This is a genomic window from Rhodococcus sp. 06-1460-1B, assembly GCF_002258475.1.
Taxonomy (GTDB): Bacteria; Actinomycetota; Actinomycetes; order Mycobacteriales; family Mycobacteriaceae; genus Rhodococcoides; species Rhodococcoides fascians.
This window is the reverse complement of the sequence record NZ_NOYS01000026.1, coordinates 128,590-150,358: the sequence shown is the minus strand read 5'-3', so window position 1 is coordinate 150,358 and position 21,769 is coordinate 128,590. Positions and strand designations below refer to the sequence as shown.

The following is a 21,769-nucleotide window of genomic DNA, read 5'->3' as shown; positions in this document are numbered from 1 at the left end:
GAATTTCCTAAAACAGCCGCGATGCGCGCTGGTCGAGTTCACTGGACCCATCGTTTGCTCAACGAACACATCAGGAGTTCACGTGACAGGAAAGACCTACGACTCCGCAGCCGACGCGGTGGCGGACATCGGTAGAGGAGCGACCATCGCGGTCGGCGGCTTCGGCCTGTGCGGCATCGCCGATGCCCTCATCGAGGCCATCGCCGACACCGACGCGGACGAATTGGAGGTGTTCTCCAACAACTGCGGCGTCGACGGCTACGGATTGGGAATTCTGTTGGCAGCCGGACGTATTCGCCGCGTCACTGCGTCGTACGTCGGCGAGAACAAGGAGTTCGCCCGGCAGTACCTCGCCGGCGAACTCGAAGTGGAACTGACACCGCAGGGCACGCTCGCCGAGCGTCTCCGCGCCGGCGGCACCGGCATTCCCGCCTTCTTCACCCCCGCCGGGGTCGGCAGCCCCATCGCCGACGGCGGAATGCCGTGGCGCTACAACGTCGACGGTTCCGTCTCGATCGAGTCACCGCCCAAGGAAACACGGGTGTTCGGCAACAAACGCTACGTGCTCGAGGAGGCGATCAACGCCGACTTCGCTCTCGTGCACGCCGAAATCGGCGACACCGCGGGAAATCTCGTGTTCGACAAGACAGCGATGAACTTCAATCCGCTGGCAGCGATGGCCGGCAGGATCACGATCGCTCAGGTGGAGAAGCTCGTCGAGCCGGGCGAAATCGACCCGGCCCAGGTGCATCTTCCCGGAGTGTTCGTCCAACGTGTCGTACATACCGGTCCACAGGACAAGCGCATCGAAAAGCGCACCGTCAGTTCAGGAGTTCGAGCATGACCGCAGGATGGACCCGAGACCGGATGGCCGAGCGTGCGGCGGCCGAGATGGTCGACGGCGAATACGTCAACCTCGGCATCGGCTTGCCGACGCTGATCCCGGGCTACCTCACCGACAAGGTGAACGTCACTCTGCATTCGGAGAACGGCATTCTCGGCACCGGCCCCTACCCCACCGAGGACGAGGTCGACGCCAACCTCATCAATGCCGGAAAGGAGACCGTCACCGTCAATCCCGGTGCGTCGTACTTCGATTCGTCGCTGAGCTTCGGCATGATCCGAGGCGGCCACATCGACACAGCCGTTCTCGGCGGCATGCAGGTCTCCCGAAACGGCGACCTCGCCAACTGGATGGTCCCCGGCAAGATGGTCAAGGGCATGGGCGGCGCGATGGACCTGGTGCACGGGGCTCGACGCGTCATCGTGGTCATGGAACACACAGACCGCGACGGCAATCCGAAGATCCTCGACGCGTGCACCCTGCCGCTGACCGGCCAGGGCGTCGTCGACCGCATCATCACCAACCTGGCCGTCATCGACGTCGTCGGCGACGGCACGCTGAAGCTGGTGGAACTGGCACCGGGCGTGACCACCGAACAGGTCATCGCCGCCACCGGATCAACCCTGAAGCACTGAAGCACCGACAGCCGTTCGAACAGCACCGTGGGCCCGAACGTCCGAAGACGTTCGGGCCCACAGTGTTACGTTCTAGTCCGGAATCATGTCGAACGTGTCCGGATTCGGACCGTTCCGGCCTTCCTCGCCCTTGTCGAGTGCGGTGATCGCATCGACGTCGGCCGAGCTCAGCTCGAAGTCGAAGATGTCGAAGTTGGCCTTCACTCGCTCCGGTGTCACCGACTTCGGGAAGATGATGTTGCCACGCTGAATGTGCCAGCGCAGCACTACCTGTGCAACGGATTTGCCTGCGGCGTCGGCGATTCGCTTCAGTTCCGCGTCGTCGAGAACGTTGCCCTGAGCGATCGGCGACCACGCCTCGGTGGGGATGGCATGTTCGCGGCCGTAGGCCCACACGTCGTGGTTGACGAAGTACGGGTGCACCTCGATCTGGTTCACCGCGGGAACCGTCTCGGTCTCTTCGGCGAGACGATCGAGGTGAGCGGGCTGGAAGTTCGAGACGCCGATGTTGCGGGCCCGGCCGTCTGCCGCGAACTCCTCCAACGTCTTCCACGTGGAGACGAAGTCGCCGTCGTACCGGGTGGGCAGCGGCCAGTGGATGAGGAAGAGATCGACGTAGTCGGTCCCGAGGTCGCTGAGCGTCTTGTCGAACGCCGAGCGCGCGTCGTCGGGCCGGTGGAAACCGTTGTTGAGCTTGCTGGTGACGAACACCGATTCGCGGTCGATGCCGGAGTTGCGAATGCCCTCGCCGACCTGCTTCTCGTTGCCGTACATCTGCGCGGTGTCGATGTGTCGGTAGCCGATCTCGAGCGCCGTTTCGACGGCCTTCGCGGTCTCGTCGGCGTCGATCTGAAAGACGCCGAAACCGAGCTGGGGAATCTGCTTGCCGTTTCTGAGCGTGACGTTGGGTACCTGAGTCATATCGCCGGGGTGCCCGCCCACTGTGGCCTTCAAACCGGGTGGAACAATGCCATCGTGATAGTGCAGCGCATCCGGCGCGTCGTTGACGGAGTTGCCGAGAAATTCGGTCGGTCCACCTCTGCTCTGACAGCTCCCGAGCGCAGTTTCGATCCGGGGCACCCGTGGTTCCTGACCGCGCCCGAGCGAGGCAACGACGACACCCGAATCTCGGCCTGGACCGAGGGCAATCGCGTCGAGAACCTCGTGCACGGCAAGACGTACTTCGCGGCACTCGCACGGGCCCTCGAGCAGACCGAGCGCGACGATCTGGTGCTCTTCACCGATTGGCGCGGGGACCCGGAGCAGCTGCTCACCGACGACGGCGTGACCGTCGAGGATGCCCTGGCCGCCGTCGCGCACCGCGGTGGCGTCGTCAAGGGGATGGTGTGGCGCTCCCACATGGAGACCCTCGGTTTCACCGGTCCGAAGAACCGCAAGCTCGCGCTGCGGCTGGAGGAGGCGGGCGGCGAGGTCATTCTGGACCAGCGCGTGCTGGTCACCGGGAGCCACCATCAGAAGTTCGTGGTCGTGCGGTACGGCAGGAAAGATCTGCCCGACGTCGCTTTCGTGGGCGGTATCGATCTGGCCCGTGCTCGACGCGACGACGCCGATCACTTCGGCGATCCCGTCTCGCGCCCCTTCCCGCCCGAGTACGGCGAGATTCCGGCGTGGCACGACGTGCAGGTGCAGATCGAGGGGCCCGCAGTCCGGGATGTGGAGGACGTCTTCCGCGAACGGTGGGAAGATCCCGCGGCGCTCTCGCGTCTACCGTGGCATGCCATTCCCGATTTCCTGCGCGGAGTCACGCGTGAACCGTCGGAGTTGCCACCCGCTGCCGCCGCCCCGGAGCCCCAGGGCACGTGCTCGGTTCAGCTGCTGCGTACCTACCCGCGTCGACGCCCCGCCTACCCGTTCGCGACGAGAGGCGAGCGCAGCGCGGCCCGTGCGTACGCCAAAGCCCTGGACCGTGCCACCGAGCTGATCTACATCGAGGATCAATATCTGTGGTCCGTCGACGTCGCGCGCGTGTTCGCCGCGGCACTGCGCCGCAAGCCGAACCTGCGGCTGGTGGTGGTGGTCCCCAAGCACCTCGACGACGACAGTAACTTGACCATTCCCTCTGCGCTGCTGGGACACTCGGCGGCGCTCGGGGTCATCCGCGCAGCCGGCGGTGACCGCGTACTGGTACTCGACATCGAAAACGACCGTGGCATACCGGTATACGTGCACTCGAAGGTCTGCATCATCGACGACGTGTGGGCGGCAGTGGGGTCGGACAACTTCAATCGCCGCTCCTGGACCCATGATTCGGAGCTGACCGCGGCCATTGTCGACGAGCAGCGCGACGATCGGGCACCCTTGGACCCAGCAGGCCTCGGCGACGGCGCCAGAACCCACGCGCGCAACCTGAGACTCGAACTGATCCGCGAACACCTCGGGCGGGCCGACGGCGACGACGCCGACCTCGTCGACCCGCAGCAGTTCTTCGACGTGATCTCGGCGAGCGCGACGGCCCTGGACAACTGGCACCGCAACCCGTCCGCGAAGCCCCGGCCCGTCGGCCGACTGCGAATGCACGAGATCACGGTGCCGCCCGTCTGGCAGCAGCGACTTGCCGCACTCGCCTACCGGTTGTTCGTCGACCCCGACGGACGCCCTATCGGGATGCGCCTGCGTCGTCGATTCTGAGTCCACGTTTTCGAGTTGTAGCTGTTTCGGACCTGACATATCGGGCATTCGCTCACGATGTCCACCTCCTCTCGCGCACCGAGCGCGCTCGTCTTCGCGCCGTCCCCACTACTGACGGTGACCCTCGACGCTGCCCCCAACGGCAGTACCGAACTGCACGTGCACGCGGGCGGTCAGGGTCACTGGATCGCCAGGATGGCGTCGGTGCTCGGTCTCGACGTCACTCTGGCCGGGGTGTTCGGCGGCGAGATCGGTGCCGTATTGCGGGGCATCGTCGAGAGCGAGGGCATCTCCGTCGTCTCCGTCGACATCGGCCAGGAAAGCGGCTCCTACGTGCACGATCGCCGAAGCGGAGAGCGCGAGGTACTGGCCACGGTCGATCCGCCGCCGCTGGCCAGGCACGCGCTCGACGACCTGTTCGGCGCGGCACTGGCCACCGGTGCCCGCAGCGACGTGGCAATTCTCGGCGGTCCGCACGCCGACAACATCGTGCCTGCGGAGGTGTACGAGCGGCTGTGTGCCGACCTGCGCGCACTCGAGGTCCCGGTGGTCGCCGACCTGTCGGGCCCCACCATGCTGGCCGCCCTCGCCGGCGGCCTCACGGTGCTCAAGGTCAGCCACGAGGACCTCATTGCCGACGGCGGAGCCGAGTCCGAGGACCCGAAGCACCTGATCGATGCGATGCGAAAGATGCACGACGACGGTGCCGAGGTGGTCGTGATCTCCCGAGCGGGAGACCCCGCCCTGGCGTTGGTCGACGGGGACGTGCTGGAGATCGTCACCCCGGGTCTACAGATGGTCGACCACCACGGCGCAGGCGATTCGATGAGCGCCGGCATCGCCGCCGGAATCGCTCAGGGACTGTCGATGCCGGAGGCGCTCCGGCTGGGCGGAGGCGCGGGCACGGCCAACGTCACCCGCCGCGGCCTCGGTAGCGGCCGAAAAGACCTGGTTCTCGGACTCACCGAATCGGTCGACGTGCGTCCGTACGGCAAGGCGGGCAAGAAATGAGGGCGCTGATCACCAACGACGACGGTGTGGACAGCGCAGGCATCGCGCTGCTGGCGCGGGTCGCGCTCGACGCCGGCCTCGACGTCGTGGTGGCCGCTCCCCACGAGGAACGCAGCGGTGCCAGTGCATCGCTGACGGGGATGGGCGTCGACGATCACCTGGGTATCGAGCGAACCGAGATCGAGGGGCTGCGCGGTGTCGAAGTGTATGCGGTACAGGCCTCACCGGCCCTCATCGCGTTCGTCGCCACCCGAGGTGCCTTCGGCGCTCCACCCGACGTGGTCCTCTCCGGCATCAATCACGGCCCCAATACCGGTGCGGCCGTACTGCATTCGGGCACGGTGGGCGCGGCGCTGACCGCATTGACGCACGGGGTTCCCGCCATGGCGCTGTCGTCGCTCGCCACCCGGCCGTCGCACTGGGACACCGCCGAACACGTCGCGCATCTGGCGGTGACATGGATGATCTCGCATCTGACCGTCGATGCGGTCGTCAACGTCAACATTCCCGACGTTGCACGGTCGGATTTCGCCGGGATCGTTCCGGCCTCGCTGGCCCGATACGGCGCGGTGCAGGCCGAAATAGGCGATCGCGGAGAAGATTTCGTCACCGTCCGGTTCGACGAGATCCACGCCGAGGACGACGACTCCGACGCCTCCCTACTGGCACGGAACTGGGCGACCGTCACCGCGCTGCGTCCCCCGAGCGAGGTGGACAGTATCGATCTGTCGACGCTGCGTGAGTGAGCTCGGTGCGGTGGACCCGAATGTGTCGGTGCCCTCGGGCACACTGGGAACCATCACCGCACATGCCACGGACCTAGGGGGTCACCGCACATGACGACAGATACCGATTCCGGATCGTTCCGCAGGCTCCACTCGCATGGCGTAGTTCCACCGTTCCTGCTCGAGCGTCTACAGGGAGCCGGTGCACGCGCGACTCTGCTGGCCGACCGCGAGATGCGGGCGGGCCGAGAGGTCGTCCAGGCACGTACCGCCATCGCACCGCGGACCGGCGGCACCCTCGAACGCACCATCTCCGATGCCAAAGCGACCCGTGACCTCCCGGGTCAGCAGGTTCGCGCCGAGGGTGAGGATCCCACCGGCGATGCTGCGACCGACGAGGCATACGACGGCCTCGGTGCCACCTATGCGTTCTTCGACGAGGTGTACGGCTACTCGAGTCTCGACGGCAGCGGCCTGCCCCTCGATGCGACGGTGCATTACGGCCGGGACTACGACAACGCGTTCTGGGACGGCTCTCGCATGGTGTTCGGCGACGGTGACGGCGAAGTGTTCGCCCGCTTCACCGTTTCTCTGGGCGTCATCGCGCACGAGCTCGCGCACGGTTTCACGCAGTACACCACCCCGCTCGAATACAAGGACCAGGCCGGCGCACTGAACGAGTCCATCTCCGACGTGTTCGGTGCGCTCGTGGAGCAGTACGCCGCGAAGCAGAACGCCGAGGACGCGTCGTGGTTGATCGGCGAAGGTCTGTTCCTGCCCGCGGTGCAGGGCAAGGCGCTGCGCTCGCTCCTCGAGCCCGGCACCGCGTACGACGACGATGTACTCGGCAAGGACCCGCAGCCGGCGAGCATGGACGACTTCGTCGTCACCACCGAGGACGACGGCGGTGTGCACATCAACTCGGGCATTCCCAACCGCGCGTTCGCCGTGGCCGCAACCACTTTGGGTGGCCCGGCGTGGGATCGCGTCGGGCAGGTCTGGTTCGACACCATGACTGTCGGGGGTCTGGCACCGACGGTCGACTTCGCGGGTTTTTCCGCGGCGACGCTGCTCGCAGCGCAGAAGCGATTCGGCACCGATTCCGACGTCGCCCGGGCCGTGGCCGCCGGTTGGTCTACCGTGGGAGTTCAGTCAACACGGGAGCCGAGCGACGATCGGGTGTGATCGAGGGGCATGAGCCTGCGCATCGAGGTACTGCGAACCGGTGGGATCGCCGGGATGTCCAAACGCGGAGTGGTCGAGACCGACGAGCCGGAATGGCAGTCGCTGGTCGAGGCTGCGCGCCCGTACCTCGCTGAGCCGCCCCCACCCGAGCCCGCCGAGTCGCAGGCCCGCGACACCTTCGTGTGGAACGTGTCTGTGGGCGAGCAGTCGTGCCGGGTCGGCGATTCGGCCCTGACCGGGCCGCTACGCGACCTCGCGGAGCGCACACTCCGCGAGGGTCGCGTCAGGTAGTTCAGCAGCTCGGCTCAAGCTTTCCATTCCGCGGAACGTTCCGGGGACGCCTCGGCCAACGCCTTCACGGTGTCGTCGACGCCGAAGTCCTTGCCGTACACCGGGGTTCCCGGCTGCTGATGCCACGACTCGGCGAGAGAACCGGCATCGACCGGGTCGAAGCCGAGCTCGTCGATCACCGAGAACACCAGCTTCTTCGACTCGGCGTCGTCCCCGGCGATCGGCAGCGCGATGCGCTTGTCGGTTCCGGCAGGAACACCCTTCTCGAGCAGGTGCTTGTACCAAATTCCGTTGAAGGCCTTGATGACCGGCTCACCGAGCTGCTGCGACACCCACACGCTCTCGGGTGTGCCGCCTTCGATGTCTTCGATCAGACCGTCGCGCTGCTGCGGGTAGTAGTTGTTCGTTTCGATGACCGGCGCTCCGGGCTTGCGTGCGCCGGCGATACCGGCGGCGAGGTCGGGCACGTTCTTCTGCGGGATGCTGAGGATGACCAGGTCCGCATCCTGCGCCGCGTCCGCTGCCCACACCGCCGTCGCTCCGGTTTCCGACGCCAGCTCCGCCAGAGTCTCCGGGTCGCGTGAGTTCGAGAATCGAACCTCGTGACCGAGCGCCGTCAACCGGCGCACGAGCGTTCCACCGATGAATCCACTTCCGATGATGCCAATTTTCATGTACGGGACAAACGATCAGGGACTCGATCTATTCCCGTCAGGAAGCGACCGCGACCTTCGATCGAGGCCGCCCGAACTTCATCGCCTTGTCGACGAGCTTGCCGTACCGCAGAACCGGCAGGTCGCGGAAGTAATTCATCCGCAGCTTCCACGGAGTTTCACTGCCCTGCCTCGGGAAGTTGTCCACGGCCCGCAGCACGTAGCCGGCGGCGAAATCGAGGAACGGCTCTTCGTCCACGGACGGGTCGCGTTCGAGCTCGACGGTGCTGTACCCGTTCTCGTCCATGTGGGCGAGCAGGCGCATGACGTAGTTCGAGACCATGTCGGCTTTGAGCGTCCACGACGCGTTGGTGTACCCGACGACAAAAGCGAAGTTGGGGATTCCGGTGAGCATCATGCCCTTGTACGCCATGGTGCTGGGCAGATCCACGTCTCTACCGTCGACGCGGAAGGTCGCGCCGCCGAGTGCGGACAGGTTCAATCCCGTTGCAGTGACGACGATATCGGCGTCGAGGTGCTGGCCGGACTTCAACTTCAGGCCGGTCTCGGTGAAGCTGTCGATGTGATCGGTGACGATCGAGACCTCGTCCTTGCGGATCGAGCGGAACAGATCGTTGTCGGGCACCAGGCACAGGCGCTGATCCCACGGGTTGTACGACGGGGTGAAGTGGGTGTCCAGGTCGTATCCCTTCGGCAGCCATCCCTCCTGCATCTTCCGGATCCGCTTCTTCATGAATTCCGGGTACTTCTGGCTCAACGAGAAGATCAACATGGCCATCGATACGTTCTTGAGCCGAGTCACGCTGTACGCCAACTTCTTCGGCAAACGCTTCCGCAGTGTCTGCGCAATCGGATCCTTCGAGGGGAGCGAGAGGATGTAGCTCGGCGAGCGCTGCAGCAACGTCACGTGCTCGGCCTCACGAGCGAGGTTGGGAGCCAGCGTGATCGCCGTTGCACCGCTGCCGATGACGACGACCTTCTTGCCCGCGTAATCCAGATCCTCGGGCCAGTGTTGCGGGTGGATCACCTGCCCACCGAAGTTCTCCTGGCCGACGAACTCCGGGCTGAAACCCTTGTCGTAGTTGTAGTAACCACTGCAGGAGAACACGAACGACGCGGTGATCGTGACGGTCTCGTCGGTGTCGCTGCGCTGCGCCGTGACCGTCCAGAACTGCTGCTCGGACGACCATTCGAGGGCGACGACCTTGTGGTGGTATCGAATGTGCTTGTCCACACCCGCTTCTCGTGCGGTTTCGACGATGTAGTTACGGATGTCGGAACCGTCGGCGATGGACTTCTCTCCTGTCCACGGCTTGAAGCTGTACCCGAGGGTGTACATGTCGGAATCGGAGCGAATACCGGGATAGCGGAACAGATCCCAGGTGCCACCGATCGCCCCGCGGCTTTCGAGGATGGTGTACGTCTTCCCGGGCAGATCGTGCCCGAGGTGGCGCGCGGCACCGATCCCGGACAGGCCGGCACCGATGATGAGGACATCGACCTCGGGGGTGGTCAGTACGGCAGTCATGAGCAACGATTCCTTCGGTGGGGGGGTCAGCTGATTTTGTTGCGTGCGCTCTCGGACCTACCGAGGCGCGCTACTTCTTCGTCCATCTTGGGCAGGATCGTCGGCACGTGCGCCAACATGCTGCGGTCGCCGACGCGCGAGGTGATGACGGCCTTGAACCAGGACGCCGCACCCACCCACCGCGGTACGTAGACGCGGCGCTTGCGCTTGGCCAGGCCGTCGACGAACGCATCCACGCACTGCTCGACGGTCATCGTCTTCCCGAGGGGGCCGGGCAATACCGCGAGCAAATCCTGGAATGCCGTGAGATCGGACTTCGCGTCCTGGACCATCGGGGTATCGATCCAGGCCATGTGGGCCGAGCCGACGTCGACTCCTCGGTAGTTCACTTCCAGCCGAAGCGCATTGGCGAAATGTTCGGCTGCGGCCTTGCTGGCGTTGTACGCGGCCAAGCCGGGGCACGGGGTGAACGCGGCCAGCGAGGAGACGACGAGGATGTAGCCGTTGCGTTCGATCAGCGACGGCAAGGCAGCGCGGACGGTGTTGAACACGCCCATCACGTTGATGTCCATGACGCGCTGGAACGTGGCCGGGTCCACCTGCAGGATCGATCCGTAGCTGGCGATTCCCGCATTGGCGAGCACCAGATCGATGCCTCCGTAGGCCGCGATGCCGCCGTCGACGGCGCGCTGCATGTCGTCCAGATTTCGGACGTCGGCGACGAACGCCTCGGCCTTCAGCTGCGTCGCGACCTCCCGCAGCGGAGCCTCGTCGACGTCGACGAGTACCAACTTGGCTCCACGACCTGCCAACGCACGTGCGGTCTCGGCACCGATTCCTCGTGCCGCGCCTGTGATCAGAACGACCTTGTTCCGGAGCGTCGATGACGCCATGTCTCCCCCTCGATCGAGATTCATTCCTGCGAACACTTTGCATCTGATACCGAGCGGTGTCAAGATCTGTCTGTGACTACCCATCACAGTGACGTCGGCAGGACGTATCGCGGAGCTCCCCCGCAGCAGCGGCAGCAGGAGCGTCGAACCCGGCTGCTCGATGCCGCCGTCGAAGTGTTCGGCACCACCGGGTACCGGACGGCGACCGTGGAGAAAGTCTGCGTCGAAGCGGGGCTGACCAAGCGCTACTTCTACGAGTCCTTCACCAACAGCGAAGAACTCCTGATGGCCACCTACGCCCGCGCCACCGACGCGATGCGCGAGAGCATCCTCGCCGGAGCGGCCTCGGAGACGGAGTCCAGCGAACAGGTGCTCCGAGGAGCCCTGACCGGATTCTTCACGTTCGTCGCCGAGCAACCGAAGTCCGCTCGTATCGCCTTCGTCGAAATCCTCGGCGTATCCCCCACCGTCGACGCGTTGTACCGCAAGACCACCACCTCGTTCTCGGCGACGGTGCTACAGGTAGCCGACACCGTCGGGTCCAGCCGAGGCCTGGCCGGGCCGAACCGTAAAACGCTGGCGATGGGCCTGGTGGGCGCGGTTCTCACCATCGCTCAGCAATGGTTGCTGTCCCCCGAACGCGAACCTCTCGACTCCGTGATCGCCAGTGCGCACACCATTCTGGCCGCCGTCGTATTCGGACGCGTCGACGGCTGAGCAATTGTCATGCTCTGCTCTGCAGCGGCTCCACCGGTTCGTCCGAGGTGACGCGTTCACCTGATTTGACGACGACGACACCGAGCAGAATCAGTGCGCCACCGGCCAATTGGATCGGCCCCGGAGCCTGGCCGAGCAACAGCCACGCAAACACAAGCGCTGCAACAACTTCCATCAGACCCATGAACGACGCCAGCCGCGAGCCGAGGCGTCGGCCGGCCGCAATTCCGAGTACGTACGCCAACGCGGCGGTCACCACACCGAGACCGATGATCGGAACCCACCACGGCACAACGGCATCGACGAACGTGACGTCGGTCAGGGGAGCCGCGAACGGGACGATGCCGACCAGCCCGGCGGCGAGCAGAATGAGTCCACCCGCCAGCAGACCGCCCCCGGCAAGCACGATCGGTGGCAAGCCGTTGCTCTCGTCGGCGGAGAGCACCCAGTAGACGGCGGCCCCCGCCATCGCGCCGAGCGCCCACAGCACGCCGACGCTGTCGACGTCCGCGCCGGAGATCAGGTCGAGCACGAGCACCAGTCCCATTGCGGCCAACAGCGCACCGACCAGCGTCAGCCGACCCGGACGCTGCTGGTGCCGAAACCACATCCAGCCGATGACGGCTACGGGCGAGGTGAATTCGATGAGCAGTGCGACACCCACGTCCATTCGGCCGACGGCGTTGAAGAACGCGAGCTGACAACCGGCCACCGCGAAGGCACCGTAGGCCACGAGCAGCTTCCAATTCTTGGCCAACAGGCCCCAGCGTCCACGCAGCGCGAGAATCGACGGAATCAGCAACACCGCTGCCGCGAGCAGGATGCGCGCAGTCACGGCGGCACCGGCGGTCCAGCCGGCATCGAGCAGGCCTTTGGCCAACGAGCCGGAGAGCCCGAACGATGCCGCGGAGAGGAGCGCGAACATGAGCCCCGAGAGTCGACGCGACCGTGCCGCAGCGTCGTATGCAGCTGCGCGATCCACCTGCGCGTCATGAGTGTAAGCCGTCATGACATGTGACAGTAGGGAGTGAGTTGGTAAGGTGTCAACATGCTTTTTGCTCATGACGCAGAACTGTCGCTTCTGTCCGCCGTGGCATTGGTCAATTCCGCCGAAGACCCGGACACGCTGACCACCCGCGAGGAGCTGGCCGAGTTCTTCACCGACCAGGGCTACTCCGGACGGTTCGACGGCGACGACGCCGAGCTCGAAGCGGTGCGGGCACTGCGCCCGACCCTGCGATCACTGCTGACCAGCAGTCGAGACGACGCCGTGCTCGAGGTGAACCGCTTGCTTGCCGAATCCTCGGCCCTGCCCCGATTGGTCCGGCACGACACTCTCGACTGGCACATCCATGCCGTCGCCGACGACAGTCCGCTGGCAACCCGCATCGTCGTCGAGACTGCGATGGCCATGATCGACGTCATCCGAGCCGACGAGCTCTCCCGTTTCGACGTCTGCGCCGATCCGGACTGCAACGGGCTGGTTCTCGACCTCTCCCGAAACCGCTCTCGCCGCTTCTGCAGCACCACCTGCGGCAACCGCGCGGCAGTTGCCGCGTACCGCGCACGCAAGGCCCAGTAGCACCGCAGGGCTTAGACGACCGGGTTTCGGGTATTCGGCGACGGAACTTAGCGAGAGGAACATCCCCATGGTCGAGAAAAGGCCTTCGAAAACGAGCTGGGCACGTGCAGTCGAGAACATGCTGGCCGTCATGTTGATCTTCGCCGGAATCGCATCCGCGGGCGGTCTGATCGCGGCTCTGGCGGGCGGCTTCGAGGGATGGGCGATCGTCGCCGGCATCACCGTGGTCGTACTGTTCGCAGCCGCGTTCTTCGCCGTTCGCGACGGTGCCCGACGACGCGCGCGGGAAGTCGACACCGTCGTCTACTCCCCCGACAACACCGATCAACTGTTCGACGTGGACCCGAACACCGGTGAGCGCACTCCGCACCGGGAATAGCACTGCCGCACGGTAGTGCTGCTCGGCGTCAACTCGGAACCGATTCGAGACGAACCATCGAATCGGTTCCGAGGAAGAACACACCCGATCGCGTCTGGGCGATCGAACCCGATTCCGTGAAACCGTCCGGCCTTCTGGGTAAGGGCCACCGCCAGCGCACGTCGTTCGATGCCGTGGTGGCCACGAGCGCGTCCTCCTCGAACGAATAGACGGTGTCACCGACGGAAGTCTCGGTGGCATACGGCTCCCGCAGCTTCCACACTTCCGCGCCGTCCTCCGCGACCGCGGTTGCGTCGGGCAACAATTCGAGCCCCTCGAGCGGAGTGCCGGTTCGTGGATCGAAGAACGTGGCCTCGCCGCCGAGGGTGACGAGACCGCGACCGTCGGACACGTGAATCAACGGGCCCTCCACGCCATCCCAGCCCGCAAACGATGTGATCGGACGCGACCACATCCGGTCGAGGGCATCGATGGAACCCCCGTGCAACACAGATTCACCGTCCTCCGGGTTGCCCTCAAGCACGAAGACAGACGAGCCATCGCTCTCGACGGCGTACGCGAACCACGCTTCGGGCATCGGCGTTCTCCGTGCCTCCCCGTCGTCCACTCCGATCCTCACGATCGATGGGACGTCGGAATACGAATCCAGACAGACGATCTCGCTCTGAACGGGAACGCTCGCGCATTCGTCGACTGCACCGGGCGACTTCTTCCACCGGACGCTGCCGTCGTCGGCGTCGAAGGCCGCGAACTCGATCGCATCCACCGAGTAGGAACGCGGATTCGGCAAACCGACGGCCGTGACGAGTACATCGTCTCCGTCGATCACCCCGGTGACGCTCGAATCGAACTGCAGATTCGCAGCCGGAGAACGGAATGCGGCGAAGTTACGTCCATAAACGGCCTCGGCGTCGATCCGCCAGCTCGGATCCAAAACCGGGCCGGGCGGTGCCTGCGTGGTGGTCGCCTCCTCCGAGAACGTCGGTGTCATCGCCAGACTGTCCGACGGCTGTTCGACGGGATCGTCCTGCATCGACATCACGAGAACAGCAGCGACGACGGACACGACCGCCACCGCCACCGCCACGCCGGCTCCGATGTTCGGGGTCCAGCTCGAATTACTCATGGCCACTGCTCAATAGGGGCCTGTGCCACAGCATCGAGAACCTCGAAGGGCAATGGGTCCGGCAACACCAGCGGCGCATACGAGCCCGGCTCGAACGCCGCCGTCGAGCGGACCGACACCTGCACTCCGGATGGCCGCGTCACCGTCACCGAACGCGTGAGCTGCGTGGTGCCGTCCTCTGATGTCGTGCTGTTGACGATATCAGCGTCGTAGCTTTCGACAGCCGAACCGTCTGGCAGCGTGCGAAACTCGACGACAGGTCCGTACGCGTTATCGGGATCGTAGGGATCCGTCGCCACCGGCAGTTCCGCACCCCCGGATACCGAAACGAACAGTCCCACCCGAGTTCCGACCACCTCCAGATCGGTGCACACCCCTGAGCCATAGTAACCGGGCACGAGGGACCCGATCGGTCGATTCAACGCGGGAGCGTTGGGAATGGCTTGCCACACTGTCGCCAACGCGTCGTTTGCCGCGGCCACACGATCCGCGCGAATATCTTGTGCAGAGCCGGAATCCTGCGTCCAGACGGAGCAATCCTGCCGTGGCGCAGCGCTTCCCGCCGGCGCGGGAACCGCGACACGCAGATCCGACACGGTCGCGATCCGAGCCAACTCCGATGATTCCAGCGGAAATTCGTCCGACCGGGCTGCAGTGAGATTAGCGGTCACCTGCGTCCCGTCCGGGTGATAAGCGGTGGCAGTGCGCAAATTCGTTCTGTCGCCGGCAAATTCGTACCAACTGTCGACAGTGTCGACGACGGTGCCGTCGGACTCGGTGGTTCGCGCATCAAGAGCGCCTGCGATGCATGCGGGGATACCGGTTTCGGAAGGCCGAACGTCGACGCTTGCGTAGGCCGAGGAATCGCCCCGGGCCAGTGTTCCCGTCGCGGTCGTGCTGGGCTCAAAGCCCTCCGGCACAGCACCGCCAAGGTCGTCGACCGGTTGAAAGGTCAGTGACTGGGATGGAGCGGCCAATGCGACGGTCACATCGGCCGGTAGCGCAGCGAGAACTGCGTCGGACATCGCACCGGCTTTGCCCGAGGTGAGCCACGGATAGGCGGGGTTGTCGTACGACGGGGTCTCTCCCCCGAGGGTCGCTCTCATCACCACCTCGCCCTCATCGGACGGGGGCGGTTCGACCTCCACGCAACCCGGAATGTCCACCGGGTATTGAACCGGCTCGAACACGACCGAGGAATCGGCGTCGACCGCAACGGACTCCGGCGATCGAAGCAAGCCGGCCGCAACGACGCCGAGGGCGACCACCGTGACGATGACGGATACGTCGATGACGGTGTTGTGTCTTCTACCTCCGGGCACGAGGAAACAGTACAGACCCACCGGAAGGTTTCGCGCTGGAACGCGAGGGCTATCGCGAGTCCGCCAGCACCGCCGCCACCATACTCGAGCTGTTCACACCTCGGCTGATCCATGTCGCCTGCACAGCGTGGTACAGGTCCGGCTTTCCACTCCACACCGTGGCTGCGGGCCTGTTGTCCGCGTCGAGTTCGTGATGCCAGGAGCCGTCGACGAGGTCGATGAAGGAGTCGGCGGCAATGTCCCACCAGGTGCGATAGTCGTTGTCGTAGCGGTCTTCTCCGGTCCGACGGCCCAGTGTCGCGGCGGCCGCGATCGCCTCGCACAACACCCAGTGCAGACGCTCTGTCACTACCGGTCGCCCAGTCCAGTCGGTGGTGTAGACGAAGCCGGGCGACGGACCGGGTTGCCAGCCGTCCTGCGCCGCGCGGTGATACAGGGACGCGGCGGCGGCAACGTAATCGTGGCCACGAGGGCTGTCGGCCACGAGATTCGCCTGCACGAGCAGCCGAGCCCACTCGAAACCGTGCCCCACCGTTGCCCCGTAAGGCTTGAACTGGTTTGCGGTGTCGCCGCTGTTGTACTCGAGCATCGGCTGCCATTCGGCAGTGAAATGCTCGGGTATCCGATGCTCGTTCGCCTGCGACCAGCCGATCACGTTGTCGCAGATGCGTACTGCCCTGCTCCACCAGATTTCGGGCGCACCCGCATCGGCCGCCGCCAGCAGTGCCTCGACCATGTGCATGTTGGCGTTGATACCGCGATAACCGTCGAGCGCAGTCCAGCTCGCATTCCAGGTGTCTGCGCACATGCCGTGGTTCTCGTCCCAGAATCGCCGATCCACGACCTCGAGGGCTTCGTCGAGAAGCCCCCGTCCACTGGGGTGTCCCGCCGCTGCGGCTGCGGCTGCCGCCAACACCACGAAGGCATGCGTGTAAGCCGTCTTCGTCGCGTCGGGGGACGAGGCGTCGGCGCTGGACTCGAACCACCCGCCGTTCGTGCTGTCCCGCAACGTCGTCAGTAGACCTTCGAACACTCGATCGGCTTTCCTACGAGACCCCGGATACCCCTGCATCGAGGCCAGGAAATGCACGTGCGCCATCCGAGCAGTGATGTAGGTCAGGGCCGGATGGCTCAGGTCCGGATGTCCGCGGTCGTTCAACCACGCCGCTCCCCCGGCAGGATGCTCGAGCGAGCTACCGAACCCGAGGAGCCGAGCCGATTCTGTGTCGAGCCACCGCTGGTGCGCGGGCAAGGTCCACCACTGACGACGATCACCGGATGTCATGAGCCCATTCTGCGCGATCGGGCCGGACGACAGGTCTGCTTACCGAACCACCCTGTACCGCAGATACATCCAGCCCGACGTGGGGAAGTGCCTCTGCTCTTCCAGCACCAGGTTCAGTCGGTGCCCCACAGGGAAGTACGGCTTCCCACCACCCAGGACGGTCGGGACGACAATCAGCTCGAACTGGTCGATCTGGTCGAACAACGACGCGGCCAGGTTCGCCCCGGCGACCGCCAACGTGCCCTCGGTCTCGCGCTTGAGTCGCTCCACCTCCGCGACGGCGTCGGCACTACGGACCAGCCGGCAACCGTCGGGCACGGAAGTGAGGGTGTCCGAGAAGACCACCCGGGGAGTTGCCTTGTACAGCTCGGCGAATTCGGCTTCGACGGGGTCGCCGGCCGCCCGTTCCGGGGCGGTCCAGTAGTCCTCCATGGCCTCGTACAGCCGCCGTCCGAACAGAAAGACGCTCGTCTCCACGGTCTGTCGATTCGAGAACCGATGCGATTCCTCGTCGGGCATCGAGTAGTCGAGGCTGCCGTCGGGATCCTCGATGTAGCCGTCGAGGGAAACATGCAGGTTGTAGGTCAGAATCGCCATGTCACTCCAGAGGTCGGGTGGGTTTGCCGGTATCGACCTCCGCACCGCCGAGAAGTCACCGGCCTATCCGCGGATTCAGTCCAGAATCGCGGTTGCTTCCACCTCGACCCGCACGTCCGGTTCGAAGAGGTAATCCACTCCGATCAACGACGCAGGCGGCATGGGAGTCGGCAGTCCGATCTCGTCGGCGACGCGCGTGACGCCGTCCATGAACTCACCGATCAGCTCGGGAGCCCAGTGCGTGACGTAGAACGTCAGCCGCAGTACGTCCTCGAATGTTGCTCCTGCACCGGTCAATCCGATCGCGGTATTGCGCAGCGCCTGCGCAACCTGACCGGCGAGGTCGTCGGTATCGATGGCCGACCCGTCCTCGTTCCGGGCGATCTGACCGCTGACGTGGATGTGTCGAGAACCCTGACCCACCGCCACGTGGTGATACGGGGTGGGTTGCATCATTCCGGGCGGGGTGAATCGAGTGACGCTCATGGTTGGTCCTTCGTCGTAGAAATTCAGGTATAACGTTGATACCTGGTACACAAAGGACACTTCAAGGGAACCTGGTTTCATGACCGATACCGCCGACGGCAACGCAGAACTCACGATCACTGCCCCGCACCGCGAACTGTTGGATCAGGTGCTCGACAAATGGTCGCTGCAAGTACTCAACGAATTGTGCGAGCGCCCCTGCCGATTCAACGATCTCCGCCGCGCGATTCCTGAGGTGACTCAGAAGTCCCTCACCGCAACGCTGCGCAAGCTCGAACGCAACGGAATCATCGAACGCACGGTTCTGAGCACCCGCCCGGTGGCGGTGGAATATCGAATCACTCCCCTGGGCAAAACGCTCCGAACTCCCGTCGACGTCCTGCTGGCGTGGGCAACCACGCACATGGACGACATCGACCGAGCGCGAGACCGATTCGATGCCCTGTGACGGTTCACGTCCAGTACAGCAGCTGCGCGTCGGGCAGAACGTCGCGAAGTTCGTCGACGAACCAGCTGCGCATCTCGGCCATCGTGTCCTTCGGATAGACGTATTTCACGCCGCCGAACTTGTTTCTCTTCGCTGTGCGCGCGCCCTCGTCCATCTCCAGTTTCGTTCCCGGATACCAGCTCAACAACACATCCTTGCTCGACGGCGTGAAGCGGTGAGTGATGATTTCGGCGGTCAGATCGAGATCGGGCACATCGCGCAACGCGTCGGAGACATTCGCGAGCAATCGACCGTACTGCTCGCGCCAATGCGGGATCGGCATGATCGGCGCGATCGTCAGCCCCACTCGGTAACCGGCCAGTGCCAACTGCCGCAGAGCTTCTATCCGAGCCGGCATACGTGCCGTGCCGCCCTCGAAGCGGTGAGCGATGTCATCGGCGTTGACCGACAGCCGAACTCGCGTTCGGCGGCCGTGGTCGAGCGTCACCAACTCGCGGACGTCGTCGAACTTGGTGGTGAAACGCAGCGACACGTCGTCCCCGTACACGCCCGCGCCCACTCTGCGAACGGCCTCGGCAAGAGAGCCCGTCACGTGTTCGATCCCCAAAGGATCGGTGTAGCAAGATAATTCGAATGTGGTGCCTTCGTGCCCACGCTCATCGGTGCCGGAGGTGATGGAACCGCGGCCTGCGTGAGTGCCGATACCGGCCAGCACGTCGTCGAGGTTGGCGAAGACCCTGGTGATCGGCGGACCGGACAACGAGCCGGCGAGATAGCAGTACTGGCAATGCGCCGGGCATCCCTTGGCCAGGTCGATCCGCCAGTCCGCGCTCGGCGGAATCGGTTGCGGTTTCAGCACACTCGGCGGGGCGACCACCACGGCCATCGTCGACTTGGCTCGTGCGTAGGTCTCGCGCTCGGACTCACCACGCAGTCCGGTGAGGCGGTCACCGGACAGAATGTCGATGTCGGCGACGCCCGCTGCTTCGCACCGACGGAGAATTTCCGCGGTGTGCGGTAGCTCGGACGCAGACTTGGTGACCAGGACACGCGAGGGTGTCCAGAGTCGAGTGGGGGCAACCAGAAGATCATCCATTACTCGTGTTCAACGCGTCGCAGCGTGCAATGCTTCCCGGTTACCGCAGCTCAGGCGAGAAATTCGTCGAGCACGCCCAGCAGGGCACGTACCGCCGCGCTCGGAGCGCGAGTCGACGAGGTCGCAACCGCGAGCGGCCACGTCAGATCCACTTTCGACACCGTGGTGACGACCACACCGCTCCGCTCGGTCAGGACGAACCGGGGTAGCAGCGATATCCCGAGGCCGTTGCGGACGTAGGCAACGCCGGTGGAGATATCGGTGATTTCGATGCTCACGCGTCGCTGCAATCCCGCGTCGGCGAACGCGCGGTCGGCCACCGCGCGGTTTCCGAAGCCGATGGGCGAATCGATGAAGTCGTACGGTGCAATGTCGTGCAGCGTCAAGGACTCTCGTTCGGCCAGGGGGTGGTCCGACGGGAGCACCAGATCCAATACCGACGATGCGAGTTCTCGCACGTCGATCCCGGCGGGCCGTCGGCCGGAGTCGGAGACGAACGCGAGGTCCAGTCGACCGTCCGCCACCGATTCGAGTAGCCCCTGGGTGCCCGACGGCGCTGCGCCGGTGATGAGCTGGACGTGCGGAAACCGGCGGTGGTACTCGCCCAGCAGACCGGGAAGGTCGATCAGCTTGATCGAGGTCAACGTGCCGATTCTGACGGTGCCGCGTAGGCCGCCTCGAACGTCGTCGACCGCATCACGGGCATCGCGAGCGGCATCGAGGACCACCCGAGCACGGGGAAGCAGAGCCCGACCGGCCTCGGTCAGCCGCACACGCTTGGAATTGCGATCGAGCAGCGATGCACCCAGTTCTCGTTCGAGGGACTTGATCGCCGCCGAAACCGCAGATTGAACGATATGCAGACGGGCAGCGGCACGGGTGAAGTTCTGTTCTTCACTGACCGCGACGAAGTATTCGAGGTGGCGCAGCTCCATCCATCGATGATCGCATATCGAGATAGTTGTCAGCGTTGTTCTTCGTTGGACGTGATCGTCGAGTCCGAGGACAGTCGTATCCGAACGAACAACACCGACATCGGAGAACGACATGTCCCACGACACCCTGCGCGCCGCTCCGCCGGCACAGACTCACTCACCGACCTCGACTCGTCGACACGGCGTCGGCTTCTGGGTGGTTGCGGCGGCATTCCTCACCGCGATGGCGTTCTCCACCGTGCCCAGCCCGCTGTACCCGCTCTATCAGGTGCGTGACGGCTTCTCGACGTTCATGGTCACGATCGTGTTCGCGGCCTACGCCGTCGGCGTGATCGTCAGTCTTGTTCTGGCCGGACATGTCTCGGACTGGGTGGGCCGGAAGAAGGTCTTGATCGCCGCGTTGCTGCTCGAATTGGTGGCTGCGGTCATGTTCCTCAGCGGCACTGCACTTCCTCTACTGCTCGTCGCACGGCTCATCACCGGACTCGGCGTCGGAGCACTCACCGCGACCGCCACGGCCTACCTGCACGAGCTGCATTCCACGCACCGGCCGACCGCGTCCGGCCAGCGATTCGAGAAGGTCTCCACCGCAGCGAACATCGGCGGACTCGGCGTCGGGCCGTTGGTAGCCGGGTTCCTGGCGCAGTTCGTCGCGGCTCCCCTGCACACCCCGTATCTGGTGTTCGCGGTACTGATCGTCGTCGCTGTCGTCGGTGTCGCGCTGGTACCCGAGACCGTGGCCGTAATGCCGGAGCGGCCCGCCTATCGCCCGCAGCGAATCAGTGCCGATCACGGTGATCGCGCCGGGTACTTCGCCGCTGCCTCAGCCGGTTTCGCGTCGTTCGCAGTGTTCGGTGTGTTCACCTCGGTGGCACCGGGATTCGTCGCGGGCACACTCGACCATCCGTCCCGCGCCCTCAGCGGTGCCACCGTGTTCGCAGTGTTCGGCACGGCAGCGCTCGCGCAGACGATGACCAGCCGCATGTCGAGTACAGCGAAACTCTCACTCGGCATCTCGGCCGAGGCCCTCGGTCTGATCGCGCTGGTGGTCGGAATGCACACCCTGAGCCTGCCGACATTCCTGGTAGGCGGTGTCGTGGCCGGAATCGGGGCGGGCGTTCTGTTCAAGGCCGCAGTGGGAGCCGTTGCCGCGATGGCGGCACCGGCCGAACGAAGCGAGGCCTTGGCCGGACTGTTCCTGATCGCGTACCTCGGCCTGGGCATTCCGGCCGTGGGAATCGGAATCGCCACCCTCTCGATGTCCGCAACCGCAGCCATGACCGGACTTGCGGCCTTAGTGCTGGTACTTCTACTGGGAGTGGCAACCCTGGCTCGACGGGCCTCGGCAACACCGCGGTGAC

24 protein-coding genes are annotated in these 21,769 nt (G+C 64.9%); 12 read left to right on the top strand and 12 right to left on the bottom strand.

Features of this window, described 5'->3' with window-relative positions; all coding sequences use genetic code 11:
* The first annotated feature begins 82 nt into the window (after positions 1–82).
* Together CH268_RS15170 and CH268_RS15165 are read left to right on the top strand one after the other, a co-directional pair.
* Complete coding sequence (locus tag CH268_RS15170; RefSeq protein ID WP_094664860.1) at positions 83–844, top strand: CoA transferase subunit A; 762 nt, start codon at positions 83–85, stop codon at positions 842–844.
* Positions 841–1,479, top strand: coding sequence for a 3-oxoacid CoA-transferase subunit B (locus CH268_RS15165; protein WP_094664862.1), 639 nt, complete (start codon positions 841–843; stop codon positions 1,477–1,479). The genes CH268_RS15170 and CH268_RS15165 overlap by 4 nt, the downstream gene beginning before the upstream one ends.
* Before the next feature lie 72 nt (positions 1,480–1,551).
* Here CH268_RS15165 and CH268_RS15160 read toward each other — a convergent pair whose 3' ends face one another.
* Positions 1,552–2,400, bottom strand: coding sequence for an aldo/keto reductase (locus CH268_RS15160; protein ID WP_032364727.1), 849 nt, complete (start codon positions 2,398–2,400; stop codon positions 1,552–1,554).
* A gap of 54 nt (positions 2,401–2,454) precedes the next feature.
* Between CH268_RS15160 and CH268_RS15155 the strand changes: the two genes are divergently transcribed.
* The 5 genes from CH268_RS15155 (at position 2,455) to CH268_RS15135 (ending at position 7,340) form a co-directional block, all read left to right on the top strand.
* The gene (locus CH268_RS15155) at positions 2,455–4,128 is read left to right on the top strand and encodes a phospholipase D family protein (protein WP_027494426.1); all 1,674 of its coding nucleotides are present in this window, start codon (positions 2,455–2,457) and stop codon (positions 4,126–4,128) included.
* Between the two features lie 57 nt (positions 4,129–4,185).
* Positions 4,186–5,139, top strand: coding sequence for a 1-phosphofructokinase family hexose kinase (locus tag CH268_RS15150; RefSeq protein ID WP_094664864.1), 954 nt, complete (start codon positions 4,186–4,188; stop codon positions 5,137–5,139).
* Positions 5,136–5,885 carry a 5'/3'-nucleotidase SurE gene (gene surE / locus CH268_RS15145; RefSeq protein WP_094664866.1) on the top strand — a complete coding sequence of 250 codons (750 nt, stop codon included), beginning with the start codon at positions 5,136–5,138 and terminating at the stop codon, positions 5,883–5,885. The genes CH268_RS15150 and surE overlap by 4 nt, the downstream gene beginning before the upstream one ends.
* Positions 5,886–5,975: 90 nt before the next feature.
* Entirely contained in the window at positions 5,976–7,049 is a 1,074-nt protein-coding gene (locus CH268_RS15140; protein WP_094664868.1) for a M4 family metallopeptidase, read from the top strand.
* Between the two features lie 9 nt (positions 7,050–7,058).
* The gene (locus CH268_RS15135; RefSeq protein ID WP_027494430.1) at positions 7,059–7,340 is read left to right on the top strand and encodes a protealysin inhibitor emfourin; all 282 of its coding nucleotides are present in this window, start codon (positions 7,059–7,061) and stop codon (positions 7,338–7,340) included.
* Positions 7,341–7,354: 14 nt separating this feature from the next.
* Here CH268_RS15135 and CH268_RS15130 read toward each other — a convergent pair whose 3' ends face one another.
* Genes CH268_RS15130 through CH268_RS15120 form a run of 3 tightly spaced genes read right to left on the bottom strand, consistent with a single transcriptional unit; the run spans position 7,355 to position 10,435 of the window.
* Positions 7,355–8,014 (bottom strand): NADPH-dependent F420 reductase, encoded by a 660-nt coding sequence (locus tag CH268_RS15130; protein WP_094664870.1) that lies wholly within the window; start codon positions 8,012–8,014, stop codon positions 7,355–7,357.
* Between the two features lie 37 nt (positions 8,015–8,051).
* Positions 8,052–9,542, bottom strand: a complete 1,491-nt coding sequence (locus tag CH268_RS15125) for a flavin-containing monooxygenase (RefSeq protein ID WP_032364516.1) — start codon at positions 9,540–9,542, stop codon at positions 8,052–8,054.
* Positions 9,543–9,568: 26 nt separating this feature from the next.
* Positions 9,569–10,435 (bottom strand): SDR family oxidoreductase, encoded by an 867-nt coding sequence (locus tag CH268_RS15120; protein ID WP_032364730.1) that lies wholly within the window; start codon positions 10,433–10,435, stop codon positions 9,569–9,571.
* A 72-nt stretch (positions 10,436–10,507) separates the two neighbouring features.
* On the opposite strand from CH268_RS15120, the gene CH268_RS15115 reads away from it, so the two are divergent.
* Positions 10,508–11,152 carry a TetR/AcrR family transcriptional regulator gene (locus CH268_RS15115; protein WP_032373825.1) on the top strand — a complete coding sequence of 215 codons (645 nt, stop codon included), beginning with the start codon at positions 10,508–10,510 and terminating at the stop codon, positions 11,150–11,152.
* Positions 11,153–11,159: 7 nt separating this feature from the next.
* Here the strand turns inward: CH268_RS15115 and CH268_RS15110 are convergent, their stop codons facing one another.
* Complete coding sequence (locus tag CH268_RS15110; RefSeq protein WP_094664872.1) at positions 11,160–12,161, bottom strand: EamA family transporter; 1,002 nt, start codon at positions 12,159–12,161, stop codon at positions 11,160–11,162.
* A gap of 39 nt (positions 12,162–12,200) precedes the next feature.
* On the opposite strand from CH268_RS15110, the gene CH268_RS15105 reads away from it, so the two are divergent.
* Entirely contained in the window at positions 12,201–12,734 is a 534-nt protein-coding gene (locus tag CH268_RS15105) for a CGNR zinc finger domain-containing protein (RefSeq protein WP_032384032.1), read from the top strand.
* 67 nt (positions 12,735–12,801) lie between these two features.
* Positions 12,802–13,113: a hypothetical protein gene (locus tag CH268_RS15100; protein WP_141215151.1), complete on the top strand. Its 312-nt coding sequence runs from the start codon at positions 12,802–12,804 to the stop codon at positions 13,111–13,113.
* Positions 13,114–13,141: 28 nt separating this feature from the next.
* On the opposite strand, the gene CH268_RS15095 is transcribed toward CH268_RS15100, so the two are convergent.
* The 5 genes from CH268_RS15095 to CH268_RS15075 form a co-directional block, all read right to left on the bottom strand.
* On the bottom strand, positions 13,142–14,239 hold the full coding sequence (locus tag CH268_RS15095; protein ID WP_094664925.1) for a hypothetical protein: 1,098 nt from the start codon (positions 14,237–14,239) through the stop codon (positions 13,142–13,144).
* Complete coding sequence (locus tag CH268_RS15090; RefSeq protein ID WP_094664927.1) at positions 14,236–15,561, bottom strand: hypothetical protein; 1,326 nt, start codon at positions 15,559–15,561, stop codon at positions 14,236–14,238. The genes CH268_RS15095 and CH268_RS15090 overlap by 4 nt, the downstream gene beginning before the upstream one ends.
* A 49-nt stretch (positions 15,562–15,610) precedes the next feature.
* Entirely contained in the window at positions 15,611–16,846 is a 1,236-nt protein-coding gene (locus CH268_RS15085; protein ID WP_094664876.1) for an AGE family epimerase/isomerase, read from the bottom strand.
* Positions 16,847–16,885: 39 nt separating this feature from the next.
* Positions 16,886–17,443 carry a dihydrofolate reductase family protein gene (locus tag CH268_RS15080; RefSeq protein ID WP_094664878.1) on the bottom strand — a complete coding sequence of 186 codons (558 nt, stop codon included), beginning with the start codon at positions 17,441–17,443 and terminating at the stop codon, positions 16,886–16,888.
* A gap of 75 nt (positions 17,444–17,518) precedes the next feature.
* Positions 17,519–17,929 carry a RidA family protein gene (locus tag CH268_RS15075; RefSeq protein ID WP_027494441.1) on the bottom strand — a complete coding sequence of 137 codons (411 nt, stop codon included), beginning with the start codon at positions 17,927–17,929 and terminating at the stop codon, positions 17,519–17,521.
* A gap of 79 nt (positions 17,930–18,008) precedes the next feature.
* Here CH268_RS15075 and CH268_RS15070 point away from each other — a divergent pair, with 79 nt between their 5' ends.
* Positions 18,009–18,377: a winged helix-turn-helix transcriptional regulator gene (locus tag CH268_RS15070; RefSeq protein ID WP_094664880.1), complete on the top strand. Its 369-nt coding sequence runs from the start codon at positions 18,009–18,011 to the stop codon at positions 18,375–18,377.
* A 4-nt stretch (positions 18,378–18,381) separates the two neighbouring features.
* Here the strand turns inward: CH268_RS15070 and CH268_RS15065 are convergent, their stop codons facing one another.
* Together CH268_RS15065 and CH268_RS15060 are read right to left on the bottom strand one after the other, a co-directional pair.
* Positions 18,382–19,473, bottom strand: coding sequence for a spore photoproduct lyase family protein (locus CH268_RS15065; RefSeq protein WP_094664882.1), 1,092 nt, complete (start codon positions 19,471–19,473; stop codon positions 18,382–18,384).
* 50 nt (positions 19,474–19,523) lie between these two features.
* Entirely contained in the window at positions 19,524–20,408 is an 885-nt protein-coding gene (locus tag CH268_RS15060; RefSeq protein WP_094664884.1) for a LysR family transcriptional regulator, read from the bottom strand.
* A gap of 112 nt (positions 20,409–20,520) precedes the next feature.
* Between CH268_RS15060 and CH268_RS15055 the strand changes: the two genes are divergently transcribed.
* Positions 20,521–21,768 carry an MFS transporter gene (locus CH268_RS15055; protein ID WP_094664886.1) on the top strand — a complete coding sequence of 416 codons (1,248 nt, stop codon included), beginning with the start codon at positions 20,521–20,523 and terminating at the stop codon, positions 21,766–21,768.
* Position 21,769 lies beyond the last annotated feature (1 nt).